This is a genomic window from Microbacterium sp. NPDC079356 (genome assembly GCF_049545465.1).
Lineage (GTDB): Bacteria > Actinomycetota > Actinomycetes > Actinomycetales > Microbacteriaceae > Microbacterium > Microbacterium gawkjiense.
In genome coordinates this window covers 371650-392783 of the sequence record NZ_JBMWDN010000002.1, presented here as the reverse complement: position 1 = coordinate 392783, position 21134 = coordinate 371650, and the positions used below count along the sequence as shown (strand labels likewise).

17 protein-coding genes are annotated in these 21134 nt (G+C 71.4%); 9 read left to right on the top strand and 8 right to left on the bottom strand.

Translation table 11 applies throughout. The features are described 5' to 3' along the window. Nucleotides 1-32: 32 nt before the first annotated feature. Nucleotides 33-1037, top strand: a complete 1005-nt coding sequence (locus ACPEH0_RS06730; RefSeq protein ID WP_363379009.1) for an ABC transporter permease — start codon at nt 33-35, stop codon at nt 1035-1037. Then, the gene (locus ACPEH0_RS06725) at nt 1034-1993 is read left to right on the top strand and encodes an ABC transporter permease (protein WP_064003763.1); all 960 of its coding nucleotides are present in this window, start codon (nt 1034-1036) and stop codon (nt 1991-1993) included. The genes ACPEH0_RS06730 and ACPEH0_RS06725 overlap by 4 nt, the downstream gene beginning before the upstream one ends. Before the next feature lie 493 nt (nt 1994-2486). Here the strand turns inward: ACPEH0_RS06725 and ACPEH0_RS06720 are convergent, their stop codons facing one another. From ACPEH0_RS06720 to galT, 3 genes are all read right to left on the bottom strand, one after another. After that, on the bottom strand, nt 2487-4148 hold the full coding sequence (locus tag ACPEH0_RS06720; RefSeq protein WP_217529473.1) for an ABC transporter ATP-binding protein: 1662 nt from the start codon (nt 4146-4148) through the stop codon (nt 2487-2489). A gap of 70 nt (nt 4149-4218) precedes the next feature. Next, complete coding sequence (gene galK / locus ACPEH0_RS06715) at nt 4219-5397, bottom strand: galactokinase (protein ID WP_366213710.1); 1179 nt, start codon at nt 5395-5397, stop codon at nt 4219-4221. Beyond that, a complete protein-coding gene (galT, locus tag ACPEH0_RS06710; RefSeq protein ID WP_423719430.1) occupies nt 5394-6575 on the bottom strand; it encodes a galactose-1-phosphate uridylyltransferase in 1182 nt (393 codons plus the stop codon). The genes galK and galT overlap by 4 nt, the downstream gene beginning before the upstream one ends. A 105-nt stretch (nt 6576-6680) precedes the next feature. On the opposite strand from galT, the gene ACPEH0_RS06705 reads away from it, so the two are divergent. Then, nucleotides 6681-7619 carry a LacI family DNA-binding transcriptional regulator gene (locus ACPEH0_RS06705; protein WP_366213962.1) on the top strand — a complete coding sequence of 313 codons (939 nt, stop codon included), beginning with the start codon at nt 6681-6683 and terminating at the stop codon, nt 7617-7619. 127 nt (nt 7620-7746) lie between these two features. Here the strand turns inward: ACPEH0_RS06705 and galE are convergent, their stop codons facing one another. The 3 genes from galE to ACPEH0_RS06690 form a co-directional block, all read right to left on the bottom strand. After that, nucleotides 7747-8724 carry a UDP-glucose 4-epimerase GalE gene (gene galE / locus ACPEH0_RS06700; RefSeq protein ID WP_366213713.1) on the bottom strand — a complete coding sequence of 326 codons (978 nt, stop codon included), beginning with the start codon at nt 8722-8724 and terminating at the stop codon, nt 7747-7749. Between the two features lie 107 nt (nt 8725-8831). Next, nucleotides 8832-10472: a phosphoglucomutase (alpha-D-glucose-1,6-bisphosphate-dependent) gene (pgm, locus tag ACPEH0_RS06695; protein WP_366213714.1), complete on the bottom strand. Its 1641-nt coding sequence runs from the start codon at nt 10470-10472 to the stop codon at nt 8832-8834. 61 nt (nt 10473-10533) lie between these two features. Next, nucleotides 10534-11469 (bottom strand): LysR family transcriptional regulator, encoded by a 936-nt coding sequence (locus ACPEH0_RS06690; protein ID WP_366213715.1) that lies wholly within the window; start codon nt 11467-11469, stop codon nt 10534-10536. Nucleotides 11470-11541: 72 nt separating this feature from the next. Here ACPEH0_RS06690 and ACPEH0_RS06685 point away from each other — a divergent pair, with 72 nt between their 5' ends. Together ACPEH0_RS06685 and pheA are read left to right on the top strand one after the other, a co-directional pair. Beyond that, on the top strand, nt 11542-12465 hold the full coding sequence (locus ACPEH0_RS06685) for an EamA family transporter (protein ID WP_366213716.1): 924 nt from the start codon (nt 11542-11544) through the stop codon (nt 12463-12465). Then, entirely contained in the window at nt 12462-13424 is a 963-nt protein-coding gene (pheA, locus tag ACPEH0_RS06680) for a prephenate dehydratase (RefSeq protein WP_366213717.1), read from the top strand. The genes ACPEH0_RS06685 and pheA overlap by 4 nt, the downstream gene beginning before the upstream one ends. A gap of 122 nt (nt 13425-13546) precedes the next feature. Here pheA and ACPEH0_RS06675 read toward each other — a convergent pair whose 3' ends face one another. Next, the gene (locus ACPEH0_RS06675) at nt 13547-14590 is read right to left on the bottom strand and encodes an LLM class flavin-dependent oxidoreductase (protein WP_366213718.1); all 1044 of its coding nucleotides are present in this window, start codon (nt 14588-14590) and stop codon (nt 13547-13549) included. A 51-nt stretch (nt 14591-14641) separates the two neighbouring features. Then, the gene (locus tag ACPEH0_RS06670; protein ID WP_366213719.1) at nt 14642-15676 is read right to left on the bottom strand and encodes a LacI family DNA-binding transcriptional regulator; all 1035 of its coding nucleotides are present in this window, start codon (nt 15674-15676) and stop codon (nt 14642-14644) included. A 157-nt stretch (nt 15677-15833) separates the two neighbouring features. Between ACPEH0_RS06670 and ACPEH0_RS06665 the strand changes: the two genes are divergently transcribed. From ACPEH0_RS06665 to ACPEH0_RS06650, 4 genes are all read left to right on the top strand, one after another. Beyond that, nucleotides 15834-17849: a beta-galactosidase gene (locus ACPEH0_RS06665; protein WP_366213720.1), complete on the top strand. Its 2016-nt coding sequence runs from the start codon at nt 15834-15836 to the stop codon at nt 17847-17849. After that, nucleotides 17846-18781 (top strand): carbohydrate ABC transporter permease, encoded by a 936-nt coding sequence (locus ACPEH0_RS06660; protein ID WP_366213721.1) that lies wholly within the window; start codon nt 17846-17848, stop codon nt 18779-18781. The genes ACPEH0_RS06665 and ACPEH0_RS06660 overlap by 4 nt, the downstream gene beginning before the upstream one ends. Continuing rightward, nucleotides 18778-19677, top strand: coding sequence for a carbohydrate ABC transporter permease (locus ACPEH0_RS06655; RefSeq protein WP_366213722.1), 900 nt, complete (start codon nt 18778-18780; stop codon nt 19675-19677). The genes ACPEH0_RS06660 and ACPEH0_RS06655 overlap by 4 nt, the downstream gene beginning before the upstream one ends. A gap of 82 nt (nt 19678-19759) precedes the next feature. After that, nucleotides 19760-21103 carry an ABC transporter substrate-binding protein gene (locus ACPEH0_RS06650; RefSeq protein WP_366213723.1) on the top strand — a complete coding sequence of 448 codons (1344 nt, stop codon included), beginning with the start codon at nt 19760-19762 and terminating at the stop codon, nt 21101-21103. Nucleotides 21104-21134 lie beyond the last annotated feature (31 nt).

Below are 21134 nucleotides of genomic sequence, written 5' to 3'. Positions count from 1 at the left end.
GCCCCGCACCGACCTCCCCGAAAGCGACACCCGTGCTGCGAACCATCGGCAAAAGGCTCCTGCTGCTGATCCCCACCCTCCTCGGCCTGAGCATCCTGCTCTTCTGGTGGGTGAGAACCCTCCCCGGTGGGCCCGCCCAGGCCCTGCTCGGCGAGAAGTCCACCCCCGAAGCGGTCGCCCGCATCAACGAGCTCTACGGCTTCGACCGCCCGCTCCTCGAGCAGTACTTCACGTGGATCGGCAGGCTCCTCTCGGGCGACTTCGGCAGCTCGCTGCAGACGAGCCGTCCCGTGCTCGACGAGTTCCTGCGCCGCTTCCCCGCGACGATCGAGCTCTCGCTCGCCGCGCTCATCATCGCCGTCGGCGTCGGCGTGCCCCTCGGGTACTGGGCCGCCCGCCGCCACGGCAAGGCGGCCGACAGCGCCGCCGTCGTCTTCAGCCTGCTCGGCATCGTCGTGCCGGTGTTCTTCCTGGCCTTCATCCTCAAGTACGTCTTCGCGGTGCAGCTGGGATGGCTGCCCTCGGACGGCCGCCAGAGCCCCCGGATCGACGCGACGCACTACACGAACTTCTACGTCCTCGACGGCCTCATCACAGGGGAGTTCGACGCGGCATGGGATGCCGTCCTCCACCTGATCCTGCCGGCGGTGGCGCTCGGCACGATCCCCCTCGCGATCATCGTGCGCATCACCCGGGCATCCGTCCTCGAGGTCCAGAACGCGGACTACGTCCGCACCGGCAAGGCCAAGGGCGTGCCCGGAGCGCTGCTGCGCAACCGCTTCATCCTCCGCAACGCGATGCTGCCGGTCATCACGACGATCGGCCTGCAGGCGGGTCTGCTGCTGTCGGGAGCGATCCTCACCGAGACGGTGTTCGCCTTCCCCGGCATCGGATCGTTCCTCGCCGGCGCCATCTTCAACCGCGACTTCCCGGTCCTGCAGGGCTTCATCATCTTCATCGCCGTCGTCTACGCGCTGATCAACCTGCTCGTCGACGTCTCGTACAGCCTGATCGACCCGAGAGTGAGGGTCTCATGAGCACCGTCCTTCCCCCCGCCGCCGGCGGGAGCCCCGCCGAGGACGCCACGGCCGTCGACCTGAAGGCCGGCAGCGGTGGAGCGCCGCGCGGCGGCTTCTGGCACGACGTCTTCCGCCGCCTGCGGCGCAGCCCCGTCGCGTGGACCGGCCTCGTCATCGTGCTGCTGTTCGTGCTCGTCGCGATCCTCGCGCCGCTGCTCGCCCCCTACCCCGAGACCGACCTCCCGGGTGCGCGCGAGATCACCCCGACCTACATCCCCGGTCCCGGCGAGATCGCGGCGTTCCCGCTCGGCCTCGACCGGTTCGGCGGCGACGTGCTGTCCAAGCTCATCTGGGGAGCGCAGTCGTCGCTGCTCATCGGTGTCATCTCGACCGCCTACGGACTCGTCGGCGGGATGCTGCTGGGCCTCATCGCCGGCACCTTCGGCGGCTGGGTCGACAACGTCATCATGCGACTCGTCGACATCCTGCTCTCGGTGCCGAGCCTCCTGCTCGCCGTCTCGATCGCAGCGATCCTCGGCCAGAACCAGAACTCCGTCATGATCGCCATCGGTGTCGCGCAGGTGCCCATCTTCGCGCGCCTGCTCCGCGCCTCGATGCTGCAGCAGCGGTCGGCCGACTACGTCCTCTCGGCGCAGACCCTCGGCCTCGGTCGCGGCCGCATCACGATGACCCACGTCCTGCCGAACGCGGTCGGACCGGTCATCGTGCAGGGCACCCTGTCGCTCGCGACCGCCGTCATCGACGCCGCGGCGCTGTCGTTCCTCGGCCTCGGCGGCGGACGCCCCGAGACCGCGGAGTGGGGCCGCATGCTCACCTACGCGCAGGCGGAACTCGCCATCGCGCCGTGGTTGGCGTTCCTCCCCGGCATCTGCATCGCCATCACCGCGCTCGGCTTCACGCTCTTCGGTGAGGCGCTGCGCGAAGCCATGGACCCCCGGACGCGCGGGCGCTGATCGTGAGCCGGCGGGCGCTGCTCGTCGTCGTCGGGCTCGCCGTCGTCGTGGTCGTGGGGCTGGCCGCGCTGTACACGCTCGGCGGGCTCGGCAACGCGGTCGTGCCGTAGTCGCGCCGGGGTACGGCTGCGCGATCCCGGCGGGGCGGCTGGTACCGCTGCGCGATCCCGGCGGGGCGGCTGGTACCGCTGCGCGATCCCGGCGGGTCGGACAACAGGGCCCCTTCCCCGACTGTCCGGCCCACCGGGATCGCTTCGCTGCCCGTGCGTGCTGGGGCTGTTCGCCTGTCGCGTTGTGCGGCGTGGGGCGGCAGTTCGCGACAGGGGAGGGATGCGGGGGCGCGGCATCCGCTGTTCGTCTGTCGCGTTGTGCGGCGTGGGGCGGCGTGTTGTGACAGGGGAGGGTTGCGGAGGCGCGGCATCCGCTGTTCGCCTGTCGCGTCGTGCCGCGTCGGGCGGCGTTTTGTGACAGGGGAGGGATGCCGGAAGGAGGGTCAGACGGCGATGTCGAGCTCGTTGCCGGGGATCGAGGCGAGGAGGTTGCGTGTGTAGGGGTCGCGCGGGTTCGTGAAGATCTCCTCGCTCGAGGCGGCCTCGACGAGTGCGCCGTCCTTCATGACGCAGACGTAGTCGCTGATCAGGCGCACGACGGCGAGGTCGTGCGAGATGAACAGGTAGCTCAGGCCGTACTCGTTCTGCAGGTCGCGCAGCAGCGACAGGATCTGGTCCTGCACGAGAACGTCGAGCGCCGACACCGGCTCGTCGCAGACGATCAGTTCCGGCGACAGGGCGAGGGCCCGCGCGATCGCGACGCGCTGACGCTGACCGCCGGACAGCTCCGACGGGTAGCGCCGCAGCATCGACTCGGGCAGGGCGACGTCGTCGAGCAGCTTGCGCACCCGCGCGGCACGGTCCTTCGCGGAGCCGCGGTTGTAGAAGTCGAGCGGTTCCTGCACGATCCGCTCGATCGTGAACATGGGGTTCAGCGACGAGTACGGGTCCTGGAAGATCGGCTGCACCTTCTGCCGGAACTCGCGCAGCTGCCGTCCTTTGAGGGATGCCACGTCCGCACCGTCGTAGCGGATGACACCCTCCGTCGGGTCGACGACCTTCAGCAGCATCCGTGCCGTCGTCGTCTTGCCCGACCCGGATTCGCCGACGATCGCGACCGTCTCGCCGCGGGGGATCGCGAACGAGACGTCGCGAACGGCGGCGAAGTCCTCCTTCTGCCCGCGGACCTTGTAGAGCTTGGTGAGCCCCTCGACCTCGACGATGTTGTCGACCGGCTTCGGCGCGGCATCCGGTGTCGGGGCCGTGAACGCCTCGGGGCGCAACCGTGCGACGGCGACCGAGGGCGCCGCCTGCACGAGGGACTGGGTGTAGGGATGCTGCGGGTCCTCGAGGATCTGCCGCGCGGGGCCCTGCTCGACGATGCGGCCCCGGTGCATGACGACGACCCGGGCGGCGCGCTCGGCCGCGAGACCCAGGTCGTGCGTGATCAGCAGGACGGACGTGCCGAGCTCGGTCGTCATGCGGCCGAGCTGGTCGAGGATCGTCTTCTGCACCGTCACGTCGAGCGCGCTCGTGGGCTCGTCGGCGATGAGTAGGCGCGGGTTGCAGGCGAGCCCGATGGCGATGAGCGCGCGCTGGCGCATGCCGCCCGAGAACTCGTGCGGGTACTGCTTCGCGCGCTCCTCGGCGTTCGGCAGGCCGGCCGCCGCGAGGGTCTCGACGACCTTCCGGTCGACGTCCTTCTTCGTCGCGAGCCCATGCGCGAGCAGGGTCTCGGCGACCTGCGTGCCGATCTTCGACGTCGGGTTGAGGTTCGACATCGGGTCCTGCGGCACGAGTCCGATCTGCGCCCCGCGGATGCCGCGCATCGTCGCTTCGGACGCCCCGACGAGCTCCTGGCCGTCGAGGCGGATGCTGCCGTCGGCGATGCGTCCGTTGCCGGCCAGCAGGCCGATCACGGCCATCGCGGTCGTCGACTTGCCCGAGCCCGACTCGCCCACGATCGCGACCGTCTCACCCGCGGCGAGGTCGAGGTCGACGCCCTCCACGGCGCGCACCGATCCGTCGATGGTCTGGAACTCGACGGCGAGGTCGCGCACCTGCAGGAGGGGCGTGCCGGCGGCGGGGGTGGTGGCGAAGGGCATGGGTCCATCCTGCCCTCCGCCCGCCGCGGGCGCACGGGCGGATCGCCGGCTTTACCGAGCCGTAACGGGATCAGCCGTCGCGGCGGGCGCCCTCGGACGGTCGCACCGTGAAGACGTGCGGCTCGGTGTGCCCCGCCGCGGCGAAGGCTGCCCGCACCGCGTCGCGCACGGCCGGGACGGCGGCGCGGTCGATGAGCGCGATCGCCGACCCGCCGAATCCGCCGCCCGTCATCCGCGCCCCGACCGCGCCGTTCTCGCGGGCGGTCTCGACGGCGAGGTCGAGCTCGGGCACCGAGATCTCGAAGTCGTCGCGCATCGAGGCGTGCGAGGCGTAGAGCAGGTCGCCGATGGCGCGGGGGCCCTGTTCGCGCAGCGTACGCACGGTGTCGAGCACCCGCTGGTTCTCGGTGACGACGTGACGCACCCGCCGGTAGGTCACCTCGTCGACGAGCTGCTCGACCTGCGGCAGCTGGTCGACGCGCACGTCGCGCAGGGCCGGGACGCCCATCGCCTCCGCACCGCGCTCGCACGCGGCGCGGCGCTCGCCGTAGCCGCCGGTCGAGTGCGCGTGGGCGACACGCGTGTCGATCACCATGAGCTCGAGCCCCGCGGCGTCGAAGCCGAGGGCGACCACCTGCGCGTCGAGGCTGCGGCAGTCGAGGAAGGTGCCGGCATCCGTCTCGCCGAGCATCGACGCCATCTGGTCCATGATCCCGGTCGGAGCGCCGACGGCCTCGTTCTCGGCGCGGCGTCCCGCCTGCGCGAGTGCGACGCGGTCGAGGCCGAGCCCCCACACGTCGTTGAGCGCCGAGCCGGTCGCACCCTCGATGGCCGCCGACGACGAGAGCCCGGCGCCGACGGGGACGTCCGAGGCGAACGCGAGGTCGACACCGGTGACGGATGCGGCATCCGTCCCGGTCGCCTGCAGCAGCGCCCACGCGACACCGAGCGGGTACCGGGCCCACTCGACGACCTCGTCGCGGCGCTCGGGGAACAGCGCGTCGAGGTCGGCGAGCGCCACCTCGACCGGCGCCTCGTCGAAGGTGGAGACGACGCGGATGCGGCCGTCCGAGCGCCGGCCGAGCGCGACGTGCGTCCGGTGGGGCGTCGCGAACGGGAAGACGAACCCGTCGTTGTAGTCGGTGTGCTCGCCGATCAGGTTGACGCGCCCGGGCGCCGACCAGAGTCCGACCGGCTCGTTGCCGGTGAGGGTGGAGAAGAGGCCGTGGGCCTCGCCGGCAGCGGTCACAGGGTGACTCCTTCGATGGCGGTGCGGAGGCGCGCGGCGGCGTCCTCCGGGGGGACGTCGCCGATCCAGGCGCCCATGGCGGCCTCGGATCCGGCGAGGAACTTGAGCTTGTCGGCGGCGCGACGGGGACTCGTGAGCTGCAGGCTCAGGCGCACGGTGTCGCGGCCGACGTGGACCGGCGCCTGATGCCAGGCGGCGATGTAGGGAGTCTCGGACTCGTAGAGGGCGTCGACGCCGCGCAGCAGTCGCAGGTAGAGCGGGGCGAGCTCGTCCTTCTCGGGCTCCGAGAGCGCCGCGAAGTCGGCGACGTGACGGTGCGGGAGCAGGTGGATCTCCAGGGGCCAGCGGGCGGCGAACGGCACGAAGGCGGTCCAGTGCTCGCCGCGCAGCAGGACGCGGGGGCCGGCCTGCTCGAACTCGAGGATGCGCTGGAACAGGTCGGGGGCGGTGCGGTCGATCGAGTCGAGCAGACGGGTCGTGCGCGGAGTGACGTACGGGTAGGCGTAGATCTGGCCGTGCGGATGCTGCAGCGTCACCCCGATCGCTTCGCCGCGATTCTCGAAGGGGAACACCTGCTCGATGCCGGGGAGGGCGGAGAGGGCGGCGGTGCGGTCGGCCCACGCCTCGATGACGGTGCGGGCACGGGTGACGGACTGCGTGCCGAACGAGCCGGTGCGCTCGGGCGAGAAGCAGACGACCTCGGTGCGGCCGACGCTCGTGCGGGTGCGGCCGAGCTCGAGGTGGGCGAGGTCGTCGAGCCCGCGCGGCGGGTCGACCGCGGCGGGAACGTCGTCGGTCGCCTCGGCCAGGGCGGGGCCGAACGAGGGCGACTTGTTCTCGAAGACGGCGACGTCGTAGAGCGACGGGATCTCGGACGGGTTCGTCGGGGTCTGCGGCGCGAGCGGGTCGAGCTCGGCGGGCGGCAGGAACGCGCGGTTCTGCCGGTTCGCGGCGACGGAGACCCAGTCGCCGGTGAGGACGTCCTGCCGCATCGTGGCGGTCTCGGGGCGGGCGTCGAGATCGCGGGTGTCGACGGCGCGCTCCGGGCCGAGCGTCGTGCCGGGGTCGTCGAAGTAGATCAGCTCGCGGCCGTCGGCGAGGCGGGTGCTGCGCTTGACGACGCCGGCGCCGAGGTCGGATGTCTCGGTGGGGGTGGGCTCGAACTGCGGCGTGTTCACGTCAACACGGTAGCCGAAAGGCTGTGTTATCGTCAACATCGCGCGGATCTCCGCAGATCGTGCCGGGGCCGCGCCGGGGAGGATGCCGTGCAGCGACGCGTCTCGATGGCCGACGTGGCCGCGGCGGCGGGCGTCTCCGGCCAGACCGTCTCGCGCGTCGTCAACGGCAGTCCGCGGGTCGACCCCGAGACGCGGGCCCGCATCGAGGCGGCGATGGCCGAGCTCGGCTACCGCCCGCACCGCGCCGCCCGGGCCCTGCGCACGGGCCGCTCCGGCACGATCGGTGTCATCGTCGCGACCCTCGCGACGGTCGGCAACTCGCGGATGCTCGAGGCCGTGGCATCCGCTGCGGCCCGGCGCGACCTGGCGGTCACCCTGATCTCCCTCGCCGAGCGGACCGGCATCGCCGATGCGTTCGACCGCCTGCACGACCTCGGCGTCGACGGCGCGATCGTCCTCAACGAGGCGACGGCCATCGCGGAGGGCGTCGCGCCGCCCGCGGGTCTCGCGCTGGTCGCAGTCGACTCGCCCGGCGGGGCGTTTGCGACGGTCCAGTCCGACCACGCCGGCGGCGCCGAGGCGGCCACACGCAGGCTGACGGATGCCGGGCGTCGCGCGATCGCGCACGTCGCCGGGCCCGCCGGGTCGTTCGCGGCGGCCGAGCGCGAGCGCGGTTGGCGGGCGGCGCACGACGGGCCGCCGCCCCGGGAACCGTTGCGCGGGGACTGGGGTGCGGCATCCGGTCACGCGGCGGGAGTCGTCCTCGCCGCCGACCCGGGCGTCGACGCGGTGTTCGCCGCGAACGACCAGATGGCGCTCGGCGTGCTGCGCGCGCTCGCCGAGGCGGGACGGGAGGACGTCGCCGTCATCGGGTTCGACGACGTGGCGGATGCCGCGGACTACCGCCCGCCGCTGACCACCGTGCGGCAGGACTTCGACGCCCTCGGCGAGGCCGCCGTCGCCGCCCTCGCGGCGACGCTCGACGGCGAGCCCGCGACACGGACAGTCGTCCCGACGACGCTCATCGCCCGCGCGTCGGGCTGACGCGCCGCCCGCTCGCTCACGGTTGTCCGCGCGAAAGCGCCCCCTGCTGCCGAGAGCGCCCGTCCGAGCGTGTCAGCAGGCGGCGCTGTCGGCACGGACGCGCGCTCTCGCGCGTGACCGGGGGCTCTCAGCCGGCGGTGCGGCGGGCGTCCCAGCCGGTGCGCACCATCTCGTCGACGGTGTACCGCATCTTCCAGTCGAGGTCGCGGGCGGCGAGCTCCCCGGTGGCGACGATGCGGTCGGGATCGCCGGCGCGACGCGGGCCGATCTCGGGGCTGAACGCGATGCCGGTGACCCGGGCGACGGCATCCATGATCTCGCGCACCGACAGACCGTTCTGCGAACCGAGATTGTAGGCGGGCTCGACCGGTTCGCCCGCGCGCAGACGCTGCGCCGCGACGACGTGCGCGGCGGCGATGTCGGCGACGTGCACGTAGTCGCGCACGTTCGTGCCGTCGGGGGTGTCGTAGTCGTCGCCGTTGATGCGCGGCGTCTCACCCTTCAGCAGCATCTCGAAGACGATCGGGAACAGGTTGTGGGGGCTCGTGTCGTAGACCGACGGGTCACCCGAGCCGACGACGTTGAAGTACCGCAGCGAGGTGTGACGCAGGGGTGCATCGGATGCCGCCGTCGCGACGCCCTGCGCCGCGATCAGCCACTCGCCGATGAGCTTCGATTCGCCGTACGGCGAGGCGGGACGCTTGGGCAGGTCCTCGGTCACGAGGGGCACGTCGGGGGTGCCGTACACGGCGGCGCTGGAGGAGAACACGATGTTCGTGACCCCGGCATCCGCCATCGCCGCGAGCACCACGCGGGTGCCCTCGACGTTCTGCTCGTAGGTGTGGAGGGGGCGCTGCACCGAGACACCGGCGTACTTGAACCCGGCGACGTGGATGACGCCCTCGACGCCGTGCGTGCGCAGGGTGTCGGCGACGAGCTGCTGGTCGAGGATCGTGCCCTGCACGAAGGGGACCCCCTCGGGCACGAACGCGGCGTGTCCGCTGGAGAGGTCGTCGAGGACGATCGGGTCGAGACCCGCCTCGGCGAGAGCGCGGACGATGTGCGCGCCGATGTACCCGGCGCCTCCGGTGACGAGCCAACTCATGGTCCCGAGCCTACTGGCGCGGAACCGGGCCGCCGGACCTCAGGGACCGGGCCGCCGGACCCCAGGAACCCGGCGCCCGCGGACTCAGGAACCCAGCGCCCGCGGCCTCAAGAACCCAGCGCGGCGGCGACGACCTTGCGCGCCTCCTCCTGCACCTGCGCGAGGTGCTCGGGACCCTTGAGGCTCTCGGCGTACAGCTTGTAGACGTCCTCGGTGCCCGAAGGGCGCGCCGCGAACCAGGCGTACTCGGTCTGCACCTTGAGCCCGCCGATCGCCGCACCGTTGCCGGGCGCGTGCGAGAGCTTCGCCGTGACGGGGTCGCCGGCCAGTTCGCTCGCCGACACGGCGTCGCCCGAGAGCTTCGACAGGGCCGCCTTCTGCTCGGGCGAGGCGGGCGCGTCGACGCGCTGATACGCGGATGCCCCGAACTCGGCCTCGAGCTCGGCGTACCGCTGCGAGGGGGTCTTGCCGGTGACGGCGAGGATCTCGGCGGCCAGCAGGCAGAGGAGGATGCCGTCCTTGTCCGTCGTCCAGACGGTACCGTCCTTGCGCAGGAACGACGCACCGGCGGACTCCTCGCCGCCGAAGGCGAAGGAGCCGTCGAGCAGGCCCGGGACGAACCACTTGAACCCGACGGGGACCTCGAGGAGGGTGCGGTCGAGCGAGGCGGCGACGCGGTCGATGATCATCGACGACACGAGGGTCTTGCCGATGGCGGCATCCTGCGGCCAGCCCTCGCGGTGGCGGTAGAGGTAGTCGATCGCGACGGCGAGGAAGTGGTTCGGGTTCATGAGCCCGGCGTCGGGCGTCACGATGCCGTGACGGTCGGCATCGGCGTCGTTGCCGGTGAGGATGTCGAACTCGTCGCGCCGGGCGACGAGGGCGGCCATCGCCGAGGGGGAGGAGGGATCCATACGGATCTTCTCGTCCCAGTCGAGCGTCATGAACCGCCACGTCGGGTCGACCTCGGGGTTCACGACCGTGAGGTCGAGGCCGTAGCGCTCGCCGATGAGAGCCCAGTACTCGACCGACGCACCGCCGAGCGGGTCGGCGCCGATCCGAACGCCCGAGCGGGCGATCGCCTCGACGTCGATGATGGATGCCAGGTCGGCGACGTACCCCTCGCGGAAGTCGTACTGGCCGAGGGTCGCGTCGTCGATGTCCGCGTGGCGGATGCGTCGGACGCCCTCCAGGCCCGCCTCGATGAGCGCGTTCGCGCGGTCGGCGATCCAGCCGGTCGCGTCGGTGTCGGCCGGTCCGCCGTGGGGCGGGTTGTACTTGAATCCGCCGTCGCGCGGCGGGTTGTGCGAGGGGGTGACGACGATGCCGTCGGCGCGACCGGCATCCGATTCGTCCCGGCCCTTGTTGTAGGTGAGGATCGCGTGGCTGAGGGCGGGTGTCGGCACCCACGAGTCGCGGCTGTCGACGCGGACGTCGACGCCGTTCGCGACGAGGACCTCGATGGCGGTGTGCTCGGCGGGCAGCGAGAGTCCGTGCGTGTCGCGGCCGAGGAACAGCGGGCCGGTGATGCCCTGCGCTGCGCGGTAGTCGACGATCGCCTGGGTGGTGGCGAGGATGTGGTCCTCGTTGAAGCTGCGTGACAGCGACGAGCCGCGGTGGCCGCTCGTCCCGAACGCGACCCGCTGCGCGGCGACCGACGGGTCGGGCTTCAGGTCGTAGTAGGCGCCGATGAGGGCGTCCACGTCGACGAGGTCAGAGGCTTCGGCTGGCTGTCCTGCGCGGCTCATTCGCCCAGTCTGCCAGGGAAGTCGGACGGGAGCGCCTGCGTGTCGCGGATCCGCAGCGAGCTCACGCCGGAAGGCGGCCCGCCTCGGTGACCATCGCCGCCGCCCGTTCCGACAGGGCGTCGAGCACGGTCCGCAGGGCGGGCGAGTCCGACATGGTCCGGCGGTGTATCGCCGACACCTCGCGGATGGACTCCGGCGACACGGTCGGGATCGCGACCAGGTCGGGGCCGAGCGGCGGGCGGCCCAGGCGCGGCACCAGCGCGACGGCGATGCCCGCGCGGGCGATTTCGAGGTGGTTCTCGAACTCCATCGACTCGTGCACGATCCGCGGCGCGCCGCCGACGCCGTCGAACAGCCGCCGCAGCCATTGCCGGCAGATCGTCGACTCGAACGTCGCGACCCACGGCTCGCCGCCGAGGTCCTCGGGGCGCAGTTCGGTGCGGCCGGCGAGCGGGTGGTCGCGGCGCAGGATGATGTCGGCGACGTCGGTGAACAGCGGGGTCTCGACGAGGTGGTCGGGGATCGCGAGCGCGACGTTGCCCCAGCGGTGCACGAGTCCCAGGTCCCGTTGACCCGACGCGACGAGGGCGACCGTTTCCCACGGTTCGCTCTCGCGCAGCGGCAGTCGCAGATCCGGATGCCGCCGGCCGAGGTCCGCGATGAGGGACACCATGACCCCGCGCACCACCGTCGAGAACGCCCCGATGCGGATATCGCCGGCGACCCGGTCGGGCTCGCCGCCCCCGTGGAGGTCGGCGCGAACGCGCTCGAGGTCGGCGAGGATCGGCGTCGCCGAGACGACGAGGCGCGTCGCGGACTCGGTGAGCACGACCCCTCGCCCCACCCGCTCGAGCAGCGTCACGCCGGTGTTGCGCTCGAGCCGCTTGATCTGCTGCGAGACGGCCGAGGGGGTGAAGCCGAGAGCGGTCGCCGCGGCGGCGACGCTCCCCTCCGTGGCCACGGCGCGCAGGGACACGACGGCCTCGAGATCGATCATGAAGCGATGCTACCGATTCACGTCGCGGAATGATCGCTTGTCCTTCACGGATGCCGCGGATGGACTGGTCCCGTGACCCGCCGTGACATGCTCCTCGCCGCCCTCGTCGCCTCGCTGTGGGGCCTGAACTTCGTCGTCATCGACTGGGGGATGAGCGGCATCCCGCCCCTGCTGTTCGCGGCGATCCGGTTCGCCGTCGTCGCACTCGCCGTCCTCGTCGTGCCGCGGCCGCAGACCGGGTGGCGCGTGATCGTCGGAGTCGGCCTGTTCATGAGCCTCGGCCAGTTCGCGCTCCTCTACACGTCGCTCGCGCTGGGGCTGAGCCCGGGCCTCGCCGCGCTCCTCATGCAGGCGCAGGCGGTCTTCACGATCGTGATCGCCGCGATCGCCCTGCGCGAGCGCCCCTCAGCGACGCAGGTCACCGGTGTCGGCCTCGGCGTCGTCGGTCTCGCGATCGTGGCGCTCTTCCGCGGCGGCGACGCTCCCGTGCTCGCGGTCTGCCTCGCGCTCGCGGCCGCGCTGTCGTGGGCCGTCGGCAACGTGATCTCGCGCCGCGCGGGCGTCGTCACCGGGATCGGCCGCGGCGGCACGCTGTCACTGACGGTCTGGTCGTCGCTGGTCGTGCCGATCCCCGCCCTGGCCCTGTCGTTCGTCATCGACGGTCCTGCGGCGATCGTCGCGGGGCTCGCCGCCATCGGACCCCAGGCCGTCGTCTCGACCCTCTACACCGCGGGCCTGTGCACCCTGTTCGCGTACGCCGTCTTCAACGGACTGCTCGGCCGCAATCCGTCCGCGGCCGTCGTGCCGTGGATCCTGCTCGCGCCCGTCGTCGCGATGGCCTCGGCCGCACTGCTGCGCGGTGAGGCTCCGAGCGTCGGAGAGGTGGTCGGCGGGGCGGTTCTCGTCGCGGGTGTACTGATCAGCGGCATCCGTCGTCGACAGCCGATGCCGCGGACGGTGGGGCTCATGGGGGTGCCCACTAGGCTGTCCGCGTGACATCCGAGCCCCCGGCTTCCCCCACCCGTCGCACGTACAGCTTCCTCGGCCCCGCCGGCACCTTCACCGAAGCCGCCCTCGCGCAGGTCCCCGAAGCACGCGACCAGACCTGGCGCCCCGTCCGCAACGTCGGCGAGGCGCTCGCCGACGTCACCGACGGCCGGTCGGATGCCGCGATGATCGCGATCGAGAACTCCGTCGACGGCGGCGTCTCGACGACGCAGGACGCGCTGGCGACCGTGCCGGGACTCCGCATCGTGGGGGAGTACCTCGTGCCGGTCGAGTTCGTGCTGGTCGCCCGGCCCGGCGTGCGGCTCGAGGACGTCTCGGTCGTCGCAGCCCACCCCGTCGCCTACGCACAGTGCCTCACGTGGCTGACGGCCGCGCTGCCCGAGCACTCGCACATCCCCGCCACGAGCAACGTCGCCGCCGCCGTGGGACTCGTCGACGGCGGGATCTCCGCGGATGCCGCGATCGCCCCGCCCGGCATCCTCAAGCTCTACGACCTCGACCTGCTGGCCGAGAAGATCGGCGACAATCCGCACGCCGTGACGCGGTTCGTGCTGGTGAGCCGCACGGCTCCGCCGCCCGCGCCGACGGGGGCCGACAAGACGTCGCTCATCGTCGAGCTGCCCGAGGACCACCCTGGTGCCCTCCTCGAGCTGCTCGAGCAGTTCGCGACCCGGGGCATCAACCTGTCGCTGCTCGCCTCGCGCCCCATCGGCGACGAGCTCGGCCGGTACCGCTTCGTCATCGACGCCGACGGGCACATCGAGGACGAGCGCATGGCCGACGCGTTGCTGGGCCTGCGCCGCTTCTCGCCGCGGGTGCTCTACCTCGGCTCGTACCCGCGGGCCGACCGCGCGATCGTCCGCTACCCCGAGCGGTACTCCGACGAGGTGTTCGTCGAGGCGCGCGACTGGCTGCGCGGCCTCGTCTCGGGCGAGCCCGAGGCCTGATCCGCCCGCCTGCGCGGCACCAACCGCGGAGATGTGCCGCTGCGCGGCGGGTGGAACCGGTTACCACCGCGTCTCTGTGACGGATCTCCTCGGTTGTCGCCGCCCGAGAGGCGGCACACGCCTCAGGCCGCGAGCAGCTCCAGCGTGCGGAGGCGCGAGGGCGCGGCATCCATCGGCTCGTCCTCGGTCGCGGCGGACACGGGCGACACCATGACCTCGTCGACGCCGTGGCCGGCGGCGAACTCCGCGAGCCGGCTGCGGACCTCGGGGCCGGTCCCGACGAACCAGCGCGACATCATCGCGTCGAACACGGGGGCGGCGAGCCCGTCCGAGGCCTCGGCCGCCGCGGCCTGCTCGACGGTCTCGAGCGCCGTGAGGGGCTTGCCGCCGCGCAGACGCGCCATCATGCGCGCCTGCGGCAGCGCGGCGGCGCGGGCCTGCGCGTCGGTGTCGGCGACGACGGCGTTGGCCGTGACGAAGGTGCGGGGCTCGGCGAGCGTCTCGGACGGCTGGAACTGCCCGCGGTAGAGGTCGAGCGCCCGCTCGAGGCCGTCGCCCGAGAAGTGATTCGCGAACACGTACGGCAGGCCCATCCCCGCGGCGAGCTGGGCCGAGTAGTCGCTCGAGCCGAGCAGCCACACCTCGGGGGTGCTGGTCGACGCGGGCGTCGCCCGCACGTCGTACGTGCCGCCCGAGGTGAACCGCAGCGTCGCGCCCTCGGCCGAGACGAGGGAACGGATGTCGGTGACGTGGTTCGGGAACCGCTCGACGTCGCTCGTGGTCCCCGACTGGCGCAGCAGCTGCGTGATGACGGGGTCCGAGCCGGGGGCGCGGCCGATGCCGAGGTCGATGCGACCGGGGGCGAGGGCTTCGAGGGCGGCGAACTGCTCTGCCACGACGAGCGGGGAGTGGTTCGGCAGCATGACGCCGCCGGAGCCGACACGGATGCGGCGGGTCCGCGCCGCCGCGGCGGCGATCAGCACCGGGGGAGTGGTCGAGGCGACGGCCGGCATGTTGTGGTGCTCCGCGAACCAGTAGCGCCGGTAGCCGAGCTCGTCGGCGCGCTGCGCGAGGGAGAGCGAGGCGGCGATCGCCTGGCTGCTGGTCTGCCCCGTGCGGACGGGGACGAGGTCGAGAACGGAGAGGGCCGGGGTCGCAATGCTCATATCCTGGGCTGCAACCGGCGCGGGTCGCCCGGCATTCCGTGCCGACGCCGATCAGGCGGAGCCGCGCCAGACGACGGGGCATTCGAGGACGTGCCCGCCCGCGTCGGGGGCCTCGCCGCGGAGCTGTCGCAGCACGGACTCCGCGGCCGCACGGCCCAGTCGATCGGCCGGCTGGTGCACGGTCGACAGGGGCGGATCGCAGCGCAGCGCCCACGAGCTGTCGTCGAAGCCGACGATGCCGATGTCCTCGGGGATGCGCCGACCCGCGGCCTGGAGGACGTCCATCGCCCCGGCGGCGACGGCGTCGCTCGAGGCGAAGACGCCGTCGATGTCGGGCGCGCGCTCGAGGAGCGCCCGCATCCCGGCCTGCCCGTCGGAGTACGAGTACAGCGGCACGGATTCGACGAGGCTCGGTTCGAACCGAGACCCGAGGGCGTCGACGAATCCCGCGAGGCGGTCCGATCCCGAGTCGCGGTCGAGAGCGGAGGCGATCATGCCGATCCGGCGGCGGCCCGTCGCGGCGAGCCGGTTCGTGATCTCGCGCGCCGCGCCGCGGTTGTCGATGGCGACGAAGGCGGCGTCGCCGATGTCGCGCGGGTGTCCGACGAACGCGGCGGGCAGGCCGAGGTCGGCGACGGCGCGGGTGATGGGGTCGCCGACGCGGGCCGAGACGATGATGACGCCGTCGATGAGGCCTCCGCTCAGATAGCGGGCGAGGCGCTCGATGTCGCGGGTCGTGTCGGCGATCATGAACGTCAGCTGGTAGTCCGCCTCCGACAGGGCGGCATTGGCCCCGAGGAGGATCGAGCCGATGTTCGGGTCCTCGACGAAGAGCGAGTGCGGCTCGTGGACGATGAGGCCGATCGCCTGCGAGCTCTGCATGACGAGGCTCCGGGCGGCGCGGTTCGGGACGAAGCCGACCTTGGCGATGGCGGCCTCGATGGCCTCGCGTGCCTCATCCGAGACGTAGGGCTGCCCGTTGAGCACCCGGCTGACGGTGCCCCGCGAGACGCCGGCTTCCGTGGCCACGTCCTTGACGGTCGCGCGACGGCGGCGGCCCATGACATCCGTGCGATCGCTGCTCACGCGTTCATCGTATGTGCACGCACACACCGCGCACCGAGATTCCCTATCAATGATTGACAGCCAGCGACGTCCCACCTAGTCTGTACACGTTCACAGAGCCTCAACGCGGAGGGCCTCCGCTCGGACCTGTGCACGTTCACAGGATCCAGAGGAGAACATGTCGGTCCCCGCCCGCCCCTTCGAGCACGACGGCATCGCGTTCGGGTGCGATTACAACCCCGAACAGTGGACGCCGGACGTCTGGGACGAGGACATCGCGCTCATGCGCGAGGCCGGCGTCGACCTCGTCGCGATCAACATCTTCGGCTGGGCCCACCTCGAGCCGCGCGCGGGGCAGTACGACTTCGCCCGCCTCGACGACATCATCGGCCGGCTGCACGCCGCCGGCATCCGGGTGAACCTCGGCACCGGCACCGCGTCGACGCCCGCGTGGCTGACGACGGCGCACCCCGAGATCCTCCCCATCGTCGACGACGGCACCCGACGCTACCCCGGCGGACGCCAGGCGTGGTGCCCGAGCTCGCCCGTCTACCGTGAGGCCGCCCTCGCCCTCGTCGACGCCGTCGCCGCCCGCTACGGCGCGCACCCGGCCGTCGCGCTCTGGCACGTCTCGAACGAGCTCGGATGCCACAACGCGCTGTGCCACTGCGACGAGAGCGCCGCCGCCTTCCGCGCCTGGCTGCAGGCCCGCTACGGCACGGTCGCCGAGGTGAACCGCGCATGGGGCACCGCCTTCTGGAGTCAGACCTATTACGAGTGGGACGAGATCCTCACCCCGAAGGCGACGCTGTCCAGCCGCAACCCGGGTCAGGTCCTCGACTTCCACCGCTTCAGCAGCGACGCGCTGCTCGAGCACTACTGCGCCGAGGCCGAGGCCATCCGCGCGCACAGCGACGTGCCGGTCACGACCAACTTCATGGTCACGGCCCACATCGAGAACCTCGACTACTGGTCGTGGGCGGGAGAGATGGACGTCATCGCGAACGACCACTACCTCGACCACCGCCTCGGCGACCCCCGGTCGGAGCTCGCCTTCGCGGCCGACCTCTCCCGCGGTCTCGCGCAGGGCGCCCCGTGGATCCTCATGGAGCACTCGACCGGCGCCGTCAACTGGCAGCCGCTCAACAAGCCCAAGGCGCCGGGCGAGATGATCCGCAACTCCCTCACCCACGTCGCCCGCGGCGCCGACGGCGTCTGCTTCTTCCAGTGGCGGGCCTCGGTGCAGGGCAGCGAGAAGTTCCACTCCGCGATGCTGCCGCACGCCGGCACCGACTCGGCCGTCTGGCGCGAGGTCGTCGAGCTCGGCGGCATCGTCGACCGCCTCGGCGAGGTCGCCGGCTCGCGCGTCGAGACCGACGTGGCGCTCCTCTTCTCGTGGGAGTCGTGGTGGGCGAGCCAGAGCGAGACCCGCCCGAGCCAGTCGCTCGGCTACCTCGACCAGGTCCACGCCGCCTACCGGGCGCTCCACGCGAACGGTCTGACCGTCGACGTCGTCGCCCCCGGCGCCGACCTGTCGGCCTACCGGTTCGTCGTCGTGCCGGGTCTGCACCTCATGACCGAGGCGGATGCCGGGGTCCTCACCGCGTGGATCGCGGCGGGCGGCACCGCGCTCATCACCTTCTCGACCGCCATCGTCGACGAGAACGACCGCGTCTACACCGGCGGGTACGCCGGTCCGCTGCGCGAGGCGCTGGGCCTCCACATCGAGGAGTTCGCCCCCGTCGCCCCCGACGCCGCGCTCACCCTGAGCGACGGGTCCACCGCGCGGCTGTGGTCCGAGCGTTCGCGCCCGACGACGGCCCGGGTCGAGGCATCCTTCACCGACGGACCCGCCCAGGGGATGCCGGCCGTCACCCGCAACGCGTGGGGTGACGGGACGGCGCACTATCTCGCGACGCTTCTCAGCGACGCCGACTACCGTGACCTGGCGGCGCGCCTCGCCGCCGAGGCGGGGGTCGCCCCCGCCGCCCACGCGCAGCCCGGCACCGGCGATCTCGAGATCGTCCGCCGACGCGGCGAGGGGGCGTCGTATCTCTTCGTGATCAACCACGGCGAGACCGAGGTCCACGTCGATTCCGACGGCGTCGACCTCGTGACCGGCGCATCCGTCGCCGGCCACGTCGCCGTTCCTGCGGGAGCGGTGCGCATCATCAGAGAGGAGGCGGCCGCATGACCGCCACGGAAGTCCTCGTGACGCGTTCGTCGGCGAAGTTGCCGCGCGCGAAGCGGATCCCGCGGGCCAAGACCCCGCACAAGGGGGCGATCGCGGTCTTCACCGGACCGTTCGGCATCCTCTTCCTGCTCTTCTACCTGATCCCCATCGGGTACGCGATCTGGCAGTCGCTCCTGGTCGTCCAGCGCGACGGGCTGTACGGCGAGCCGACCGAGGTGTTCGGCGGGCTCACCCAGTACATCCAGGTGTTCCAGAACGCGCCGTTCTGGGAGTCGGTCGGGCGCGTGCTGCTGTTCGGCGTCGTGCAGGTTCCGGTCATGCTCGGGCTCGCACTGCTGTTCGCGCTGCTGCTGGACTCTCCGGCCCTGAAGGGCAAGCGGTTCTTCCGCCTCGCCTTCTTCGCGCCCTACGCCGTGCCCGGCGTCATCGCCGCGATCATGTGGGGCTTCCTGTACTCGCCCAACCTGTCGCCCTTCACCGACGTCACCCGCACGGTCGACTTCCTCTCGCCCGAGATGGTGCTCTGGTCGATCGCGAACGTCGTGACGTGGGTCTTCGTCGGCTACAACATGCTGATCATCTACTCCGCGCTGCTCGCGATCCCCGCCGAGGTGTACGAGGCGGCACGCCTCGACGGCGCCGGTCAGATCCGCATCGCCTGGTCGATCAAGATCCCGATGGTCGCCCCCGCGATCATCCTCACGGCCGTGTTCTCGATCATCGGGACGCTGCAGCTGCTCGCCGAGCCGCAGGTGTTCCGCTCGTTCAGCTCGGCGGTCTCGTCGACGTACACCCCGAACATGACGATCTACGCGACCAGCGCGGTGCCGAACCCCTATCTGGCGGCGGCGTTCTCGGTCGTGCTGGCCCTGGCCACCTGCGTCCTGTCGTTCGCGTTCTTGAAGCTCACCCAGCGGAAGGCCGAGCAATGAGCCTCCTCACCCGTACGAACGGCGCCCTCGCGACCGACCTGCCGAAGACGCGCGGACCGCGCGAGAGCATCCTGTCGCGCACCGCCGCCCTGCTGGTCATGGGCGTGTTCACGCTCTACTTCCTCGTGCCGATCTGGTGGCTGTTCATCGCCTCGACGAAGGACCGCGGCCAGCTCCTGACCACCAACGCGCTGTGGTTCGCCGACTGGAACCTGTTCGCCAACATCGGCGACCTCGTCTCGTACAACAACGGCATCTACTTCCGCTGGCTGCTCAACAGCCTCGCCTACGCCGGCCTCGGGGCGCTGCTCGCGACCGTCTTCGCCGGCATGGCGGGCTACGCCCTGGGCAAGTACAACTTCCGCGGCCGCGAGGCGTTCTTCAACATCGTCCTCGGCGGCGTGCTGGTCCCCGCGACCGCCCTCGCCCTGCCGCTGTTCCTGCTGTTCAGCCAGGTGAACCTGACGAACACGTTCTGGTCGGTGCTGCTCCCCAGCATCGTCAGCCCGTTCGGCGTCTACCTCGCCCGCATCTACGCGTCGTCGTCGGTGCCCGACGAGCTCATCGAGGCGGCGCGCCTCGATGGCTCGGGCGAGGTGCGCACGTTCTTCACGGTGTCGACGCGTCTCATGGCGCCGGCGCTCGTGACGATCTTCCTCTTCCAGTTCGTCTCGATCTGGAACAACTTCTTCCTGCCGCTGATCATGCTGCGCAGCCAGGAGCTGTTCCCGGTCACGTACGGCCTCTACACGTGGAACACGCAGCTCAACCAGATCCCCGAGCTGCGCACCTACGTGCTGGTCGGCGCGTTCCTGTCGATCGTGCCGCTCATCGTCGCTTTCCTCTTGCTTCAGCGCTTCTGGCGAGGCGGACTCGGCACCGGTTCCGTGAAGTGAGTTCCCGCCGCGGGCGGACCCCGCGGCATCCCTGCAGTACCCGTTCCTGTCACACCCGATCAATGATCAGATTGGAAATCCCATGCAGCACACCAAGAAGGCAGTCGTCGCCGGCGTCGCACTGCTCACGGCGTTCACCCTGGCCGGCTGCGCCGGCGGCAACGGCGGCACCGGCAACGGCAGCGGCGGCGCAGCCGACCCCGCGGCCTGCGCCCCGTCGGACGGCGAGGTCACCCTCGACTTCACCTCGTGGATCCCCGGCATCGAGGACGTCGTGAAGATGTGGAACGACGAGAACCCCGACATCCAGGTCAAGGTCCAGACCGGCCCCAACGGCAACTCCGGCACCTACTCGAGCTTCTTCAGCCAGCTCGAGGCCGGCAACGCGCCCGACCTCGGCCAGATCGAGTACGACGCGCTGTCGAGCTTCCGCGTGCAGGACGGTCTCGAGGACCTGGCCGCCTGCGAGGACGTCGTCGCCGCCAAGGACGAGTTCATCCCGTGGACCTGGAACCAGGTCACGCTCGGCACCGACGGCGTCTACGGCATCCCGCAGGACTCCGGCCCCATGGCGCTGTTCTACCGCTCCGACCTGTTCGAGCAGAACGGCATCGACGTCCCCACCACGTGGGACGAGTACAAGGAGGCCGCCGAGAAGGTGCGCGAGGCCGGTGGGTACATCACCAACTTCTCGACCGCCGACATCAACCAGTTCGCCGGGTTCGTCTGGCAGACCGGTGGCGACTGGTTCTCCAACGACGGCAGCGCCTGGAAGGTCAACCTGACCGGAGACCAGTCCAAGACGGTCGCGGACTACTGGCAGGAGCTCATCGACGAGGACCTCGTCTCCACCTACCCGGCCTGGACCGAGGAGTGGAACAACGCCTACAACTCGGGTGAGGTCTGGACCTGGAACTCGGCCGTGTGGGGTGCCAACTCCATCTCGTCCGGTGCTCCCGACACCGCCAGCAAGTGGTCGGTCGCGCCGTCGCCGCAGTGGAAGGCGGGCGAGAAGGCCGCCGGCAACTGGGGCGGATCGTCGATCGCCGTCTTCAAGGGCACCGACCACCCGTACGAGGCCGCGAAGTTCGCGCTGTGGCTGAACACGTCCGACGAGGCCCTCACCGCCCTCAACGAGTCGGCGAACATCTACCCCGCCACGACCGAGGGTCTGACCCTGCCGTCGCTGCAGGAGGGTGTCGAGTTCTACGGCGGGCAGAAGATCTACGACGTCTTCGCCGAGGCCGCTGCGCAGGTCAACCCTGACTTCGTCTGGGGCCCGACCATGACGCAGACCTACGCCGACGTGTCGGACGGCTTCCAGAAGGCCGCCACCGGCCAGGGCACGCTGTTCGAGGCGCTCGAGGCGGCGCAGACCAAGACGGTCGACGCCCTCAAGGCGCAGTCCATCCCCGTCTCCGAGTGACCGCTCGCTGACACCACGCATCCGCGCCGCG